Below are 6,056 nucleotides of genomic sequence, written 5' to 3' on the forward strand. Positions count from 1 at the left end.
CCGCTGGCGGTGACCGCACGGCGCCTCAGCAGGGCGAGCGCCGAGCGGGTGGCGTACGCCGTTCCGGCCACGGTGCCTCCTGAGGTGCCCGTGCCGCCCCTGCATCCCCTCGCGGCGCCTGAGATGTCGCCCCCGGCGATCGAGCTGCGCGACCTCCGGGCCGGGTGGCCCGCGGTGGAGGAGCGCTCCGAGCCGGGCGACGAGCCGTCCGCGGCATCCGCGGGCCCCGCCGCCCTCGATGGACTCGACCTGACCATCGCGCCGGGAGAGCGGCTGCTCGTACGCGGCGCCTCGGGCGCAGGGAAGACGACGCTCGCGCACGTGCTCGTGCGGTTCCTCGCGTACCAGGGGTCGTACCGGATCGGCGGCGTCGAGGCATCCGAGCTGGAATCCGCGGGCGTACGCCGCATGGTGGGCCTCGTCGAGCAGCGACCGTGGCTCTTCGACGAGGACGTGCGCCAGAACCTGCTGTTCGCCCGCGACACCGCGACCGACGACGACCTGCTCGACGTGCTCGAGCGGGTGGGCCTGCGCGAGTGGCTCGATGAGCGCGGCGGCCTCGGCGCGCGGGTGGGGGAGCGCGGCGCCCTCGTGTCGGGCGGACAGGCGCAACGACTCGCGCTCGCGAGGGCGATGCTCGCCGACTTCCCGATCCTGGTGCTCGACGAGCCGACGGCGAGCGTCGACCCGGCACGTGCCGATGCGCTGCTGCGCGACCTGACCGACGCCGCGGGCCGATCGGGGCGCACGGTCGTCGTGATCTCGCACGGCGCGGTCGATGAGCGCCTCGTGGATCGCACGATCGAGCTCCGCGACGGTCGCGCAATCGAGACGTCTCGTGGTCCAGGGCCGCTCCTCGCCGCCTCCGGGGGAGCCGCGCGCGAGCCATAGGCTGAGGGGATGCCGCGTTGCATCCGCACCCGCCCGCTCGCCGCGTGGCGCGACCCCGAGGCGGTCTTCCGCGCCCGGTACGCGGATGCCCCGTACGCGGTGTGGCTCGACGGCGGCGCCGATGCCATCACCGGCATCAGCGTCATCGCAGCGGCGCACAGCGGCAGCGTGTTCGTGACGGCGGATGCCGCGGCGGGCACGGTCACCCGGTCGACGCCGCTCGGCCGGGCTCCCTCCGGCACCACCTCGACCGGGTCGGTGTTCGACGTGCTCGCTGAGCGGCTGCCCGGCACGGTGGACGGGTCCGGGGTGCTTGCGCGCGATGCGGGACCGCTGGGCTGGTTCGGGTGGTTCGGCTACGAACTCGGCGCGAGCCTGAACGACGTGCCGGCGTCGACGGCCGACACTCCGGATGCCGCGTTCCTCTTCATCGACCGCGCCATCGTGTTCGATCACGCGGCGCGCAGCGTGCAGCTCGCCTGGATCGCCGACGACGGCATTGAGACCGCCGGCGCAGGCGCGGCGTGGGCTGAGCAGCTCGCCGCGGCGCTCGACGCGCTGCCCGCGGCATCCGGACCGTCGTCCGGCGACGCGCCGGTCGCGCACGCGGCCAGCGTGCGCTGGCGACACGACCCCGAGCGATACGCGCAGCTCATCGCCGACTGCCAGGCCGCGATCGTGCGCGGTGACGCCTACCAGCTGTGCCTCACGAACCGCGTGGAGGTCGACGCCCGGCCCGACCCGGCGACGACCTACCTCGCGCTGCGGGCGTCGAGCCCCAGCCACCACGGCGGGTACCTCCGGTTCGGCGACGTCGCCCTGCTCAGCGCCTCGCCCGAGCTGTTCCTGCACGTCGATGCCGACGGGATCGTCTCGACGAAGCCGATGAAGGGCACGCGTCCGCGGGGAGCCAATCCGCGACGCGACGACGAACTGCGCCGGGAGCTGCTCGCCAGCGACAAGGAGCGCGCCGAGAACCTCATGATCGTCGACCTCATGCGCAACGACCTCGGTCGCGTCGCCGAACTCGGCACCGTCACGGTGACGAGCCTGCTCGAGGTCGAGGAGTACGCCCACGTGCACCAGCTCGTCTCGACCGTGCAGGCTCGGCTGCGGCATCCGCTCACCGCGCTCGACGTCGTGCGGGCGGCCTTCCCCGCCGGCTCGATGACCGGCGCCCCGAAGCGAAGCGCCATGTCGATCCTGCACGAGCTCGAAGCGGGCCCGCGGGGCGTGTACTCGGGCACGTTCGGCTACCTCGGCATCGACGGCACCGCCGACCTCGCGATGGTCATCCGCTCCATCGTGCTGACGCCCTCGGGCGCGAGCATCGGCACCGGCGGCGGCATCACGGCGCTCTCGGTCGCGGCCGAGGAGATCGAGGAGACGCGCGTCAAGGCGCGGGCACTGCTCGCCGTGCTGCTCGGGGCGTCCACTCCCGCGGAGTGAGTAGGCTAAAGGTTCGGTGCGTCGCGTTCCGGCGCGCCCGCAGCACGATGTGCGGAGCGATCCCCCCGCAGCACACACACGATTGAGAGTCACGTGGCACACGATCACGACCCCGCCCACGCCGACGCCGAGACCGGCGCCTACGACTTCGCCGCGATCCAGGCGAAGTGGCTTCCCGTGTGGGACGAACTCCAGCCGTTCCGCGCAGGACGCCCCGGCGAGACCAAGCCGCGCAAGTACATCCTCGACATGTTCCCCTACCCGTCCGGCGACCTGCACATGGGCCACGCCGAGGCGTTCGGCTACGGCGACACGGTCGCGCGGTACTGGCGCCATCAGGGCTTCGACGTGCTGCACCCCGTCGGCTGGGACTCGTTCGGCCTGCCCGCCGAGAACGCGGCCATCAAGCGCGGCATCGACCCGCGCGGCTGGACCTACGACAACATCGAGCAGCAGAAGCGCTCCTTCCGCCAGTACGCGCCGTCGTTCGACTGGTCGCGCGAGCTGCACACCAGCGATCCCGAGTACTACAAGTGGAACCAGTGGCTGTTCCTGAAGCTCTACGAGAAGGGCATCGCGTACCGCAAGGCCGGCCTCGTGAACTGGTGCCCCAACGACCAGACCGTGCTCGCCAACGAGCAGGTGGTCGACGGGCACTGCGAGCGCTGCGGCTTCATCGTGACGAAGAAGGCGCTCACGCAGTGGTACTTCCGTGTCACCGACTACGCCGACCGCCTGCTCGACGACCTGAACCAGCTCGAGGGCTCGTGGCCGTCGAAGGTCGTCACGATGCAGCGCAACTGGATCGGCCGGTCGTCGGGTGCCGACGTGGACTTCGAGATCGAGGGCCGCGACGCGCGGGTGACGGTGTTCACGACGCGCCCCGACACGTTGTACGGCGCCACGTTCATGGTCGTCGCACCCGACTCGGAGCTCGCCGCCGAGCTCGCGGCGGGGGCGTCCGACGCGGTGCGCGGCCGGTTCCAGGACTACCTCGATTCGGTGCGGGGCGAGAGCGACATCGACCGCCTGTCGACCGAACGGCCCAAGACCGGCGTGTTCCTCGAGCGGTACGCCGTGAACCCGGTGAACGGCGAGCGCCTGCCCATCTGGGCCGCCGACTACGTGCTGGCCGACTACGGGCACGGCGCGATCATGGCGGTGCCGGCCCACGACCAGCGCGACCTCGACTTCGCACGGGCGTTCGACCTGCCCGTGCGCGTGGTGGTCGACACGAACGCTCCCGTCACCGGGGTCATCCCGGTGATCCAGCTCGACGAGCAGGGCGAGCCGATCCTGCCCGACGACCTGCCCGCCGTCGACCCCGCCTCGACCGGCATCGCGCTGGCCGGAGAAGGGCGCCYCATCAACTCGGGTCCGCTCGACGGGCTCTCGAAATCGAACGCGATCCGCCGCATCATCGAGGTGCTCGAGCAGCGCGGAACCGGCCGCGCCGCGAAGAACTTCCGCCTCCGCGACTGGCTCATCTCACGCCAGCGGTACTGGGGCACGCCCATCCCGATCATCCACTGCGCCGAGTGCGGCGAGGTCCCGGTGCCCGAGAGCGACCTGCCTGTGCGCCTGCCCGACGCCGCCGGCCTCGACCTCAAGCCGAAGGGCACCAGCCCGCTCGGCGCGGCCGAGGACTGGGTGAACGTCGCCTGCCCGAACTGCGGCGGGGCGGCCCGTCGCGACTCCGACACGATGGACACGTTCGTCGACAGCTCGTGGTACTACCTGCGCTACCTCAACCCGAACGACGACACGAAGCCRTTCGACACGGCAGAAGCCGAGAAGTGGCTGCCGGTCGACCAGTACGTCGGCGGCGTCGAGCACGCCATCCTGCACCTGCTCTACTCCCGCTTCATCACCAAGGTGCTCTTCGACCTCGGGTACCTGAGCTTCACCGAGCCGTTCACCTCCCTGCTGAACCAGGGCATGGTCATCATGGACGGCACGAAGATGTCGAAGTCCAAGGGCAACCTGGTCGAGTTCGCGAGCGAGTTGGGCGCGCACGGCGCCGACGCGCTGCGCGTGACGTTGGCGTTCGCCGGGCCCCCCGAGGACGACATCGACTGGGCGGATGTCTCGCCCGTCGGGGCGGCGAAGTTCCTCGCCCGCGCCTGGCGCATCTCGGGCGAGGTCTCGTCCACCCCAGACGTCGAGTGGAAGACGGGCGACGCCGGGCTCCGCCGGCTGACGCACCGTCTGCTGGCGGATGCCCCCGGCTTGGTCGAGGCGTTCAAGTTCAACGTCGTCGTGGCGCGCCTGATGGAGCTCGTCAACGCGACCCGCAAGGTCATCGACTCGGGCGCCGGTCCCGCCGACGCTGCCGTGCGCGAGGCCGCCGAGGTGACGGCCATGATCCTCGACCTGTTCGCTCCCTACACCGCCGAGGACATGTGGGAACGGCTGGGCTACCAGCCGAGCGTGGCGCTCGTGCCGTGGCGCAAGGCCGACCCGGCGCTCCTCGTCGAGGAGTCGGTCACCGCGATCGTGCAGGTCGACGGCAAGGTGCGCGACCGGCTCGAGGTGTCGCCGAAGATCGCGGCCGACGAGCTCGAAGCGCTCGCGCGGGCGTCGGCCGCCGTGGCTCGCGCGGTCGGCGAGCGCGAGATCGTCAACGTCATCGTGCGCGCCCCCCGGCTCGTGAACATCGCGACGCGCGGCTGACCTGCCGACTCCTCCTCGACAGCAATCGGCCTCGCTGAGCGCTGACGGGCGGGAGCGCTGCTCGACCGGATGAGGCGGTCGCCCTCGTAGCGTGCGGGCATGCCCGCGAGCCGAGACCACCCGTTCGACGCACTCGACCCGGCCGCCCGTCGCGCGACGCCACGCGCGCGGGTGGCCATCGGGGCGGCCGTGGTGCTCTTCATCGCGGCGGTCGCCGCAGCAGCGCTCATGTCGTTCGCCGCGGGCGGCGGCGGCGTGCAGGAACGCGTCGTGGCGACGGGCGGGCCGGGCACCGGCGATGGGTCACGATCGGCGTCGGCGTCGGCGTCGGGGTCCGCGTCGGGGTCCGTGCAGGCATCGACCGCCGTCGGGATCGAGACGACCCCCCTGCTCGTGCATGTGCTCGGAGCGGTCGTGCGCCCGGGGCTCGTCGAGCTGCACCCCGGCGACCGCGTCGTCGACGCCGTGGCCGCGGCGGGCGGCTTCACCCCCGATGCCGACCCCGCCGGCGTCAATCTGGCCCGGCCGGTGGCCGACGGCGAGCAGCTCGTGGTCTTCGCGGTCGGCCAGGTTCCGCCGCCGTCCGCCCCGGGCAGCGCGGGCGCGGCAAGCGCGGCGGGCGGCGGCCCGGCCGACGGCCTCGTGCACCTGAACACCGCCGATGTGGCGGCCCTCGACACCCTGCCCAGGATCGGGCCTGCGCTGGCCCAGCGCATCATCGACTGGCGCGCCGCGAACGGTCCGTTCACGAGCGTCGACCAGCTCCTCGATGTGGCCGGCATCGGCGACGCGGTCTTCTCCGGCCTCGCCGACAAGGTCGCGCTCTGACGTGCGCGACCTGAGGCTCCTGCCGCCGGCCGGCGCCGCATGGCTGGCTGCCTGGTGCGCCGTCGCGTCGCCCGACGTCGGGGTCGATCCGGCCGTCGTGGCGTGGCTCGCCTGGGGGCTCGGCGTGATCCTMGMCGTCGCCCTCATCGCCCTGACCGGGGCCCGACGCGGGTCGTCGGCCGCCGACGCGCTCCGGGCCGCGCTCACTGCGGCGC

The 6,056-nt window shown here is 72.5% G+C and carries 5 protein-coding genes; all 5 read left to right on the forward strand.

Features of this window, described 5'->3' with window-relative positions; all coding sequences use genetic code 11:
- The coding region (locus tag AC1DY2_RS13735) for an ATP-binding cassette domain-containing protein (RefSeq protein ID WP_476762943.1) at positions 1 to 891 on the forward strand (891 nt) is incomplete at its 5' end.
- Positions 892 to 900: 9 nt separating this feature from the next.
- Positions 901 to 2,340: an aminodeoxychorismate synthase component I gene (gene pabB, locus AC1DY2_RS13740; RefSeq protein ID WP_476762944.1), complete on the forward strand. Its 1,440-nt coding sequence runs from the start codon at positions 901 to 903 to the stop codon at positions 2,338 to 2,340.
- Positions 2,341 to 2,433: 93 nt separating this feature from the next.
- A complete protein-coding gene (gene leuS, locus AC1DY2_RS13745) occupies positions 2,434 to 5,013 on the forward strand; it encodes a leucine--tRNA ligase (protein WP_476762945.1) in 2,580 nt (859 codons plus the stop codon).
- A gap of 99 nt (positions 5,014 to 5,112) precedes the next feature.
- On the forward strand, positions 5,113 to 5,841 hold the full coding sequence (locus AC1DY2_RS13750) for a ComEA family DNA-binding protein (protein WP_476762946.1): 729 nt from the start codon (positions 5,113 to 5,115) through the stop codon (positions 5,839 to 5,841).
- A 1-nt stretch (position 5,842) separates the two neighbouring features.
- A partial coding sequence (locus tag AC1DY2_RS13755; protein ID WP_476762947.1) for a hypothetical protein occupies positions 5,843 to 6,056 on the forward strand: 214 nt, incomplete at its 3' end.

This window comes from Agromyces sp. P1_H4, assembly GCF_056405255.1.

What these genes read in the sequence shown, in the direction of transcription:
- pabB (WP_476762944.1), top strand. Translation starts at nt 901, where the DNA reads ATGCCGCGTTGCATCCGCACCCGCCCGCTCGCCGCGTGGCGCGACCCC.
- AC1DY2_RS13750 (WP_476762946.1), top strand. Translation starts at nt 5,113, where the DNA reads ATGCCCGCGAGCCGAGACCACCCGTTCGACGCACTCGACCCGGCCGCC.